The organism is Corallococcus sp. AB049A (assembly GCF_003668885.1).
Taxonomy (GTDB): domain Bacteria; phylum Myxococcota; class Myxococcia; order Myxococcales; family Myxococcaceae; genus Corallococcus; species Corallococcus interemptor.
This window is the reverse complement of sequence record NZ_RAWL01000886.1, coordinates 1-651: the sequence shown is the minus strand read 5'-3', so window position 1 is coordinate 651 and position 651 is coordinate 1. Positions and strand designations below refer to the sequence as shown.

Sequence of the window (651 nt, the reverse complement as noted above, 5' to 3'; positions counted from 1 at the left end):
CGGGTCAACGAATCCTCACGCAGGATTCAATTTTTCGTGAGGTATCGGCGGCCGTCCCGCGCCACAATGCAGCCAGCCTCCCCACTGGCCCCGAGCTGCCGATGTCGACCAAACGCGTGCTGATCGTTGAAGACGATGCCCACATCGCCGACCTGCTGCGCATGCACCTGGGCGATGAGGGCTACGACGTCGCCCATGCCGCCAGCGGCGATGCCGGCCTGCGCCTGCTCGAGCAGGACGGCCCGTGGGATGCGCTGGTGCTGGACGTGATGCTGCCCGGCGTGGACGGGCTGCAGGTGTGCCAGCGCGCGCGCGCGATGGCGCGGTATGTCCCGATCATCATCATCAGCGCGCGCGGCAGTGAAACGCAGCGCATCGTCGGCCTGGAACTGGGCGCGGACGATTACCTGGCAAAACCCTTTTCGATGCCGGAACTGGTGGCACGGGTACGTGCGCTGCTGCGCCGCGCCGAGGCGATGGCGCAGAGCGCGCGCATCGATGCCGGCGCGATCGAGCTGGGTGGGCTGCAGCTCGATCCGGTCGCGCGCACCGCTTCGGTGGATGGCAACACGCTGGAACTGACCCCGCGCGAGTTCGACCTGCTGCTGTTCTTCGCCCGTCATCCGGACCAGGTGTTCGCACGCATGGAAC

1 protein-coding gene is annotated in these 651 nt (G+C 67.4%); it reads left to right on the top strand.

Translation table 11 applies throughout. The features are described from left to right. Positions 1 to 101: 101 nt before the first annotated feature. Positions 102 to 651 (top strand): response regulator transcription factor (locus D7X55_RS45885; protein WP_147470451.1); only part of this gene is annotated, 550 nt, incomplete at its 3' end.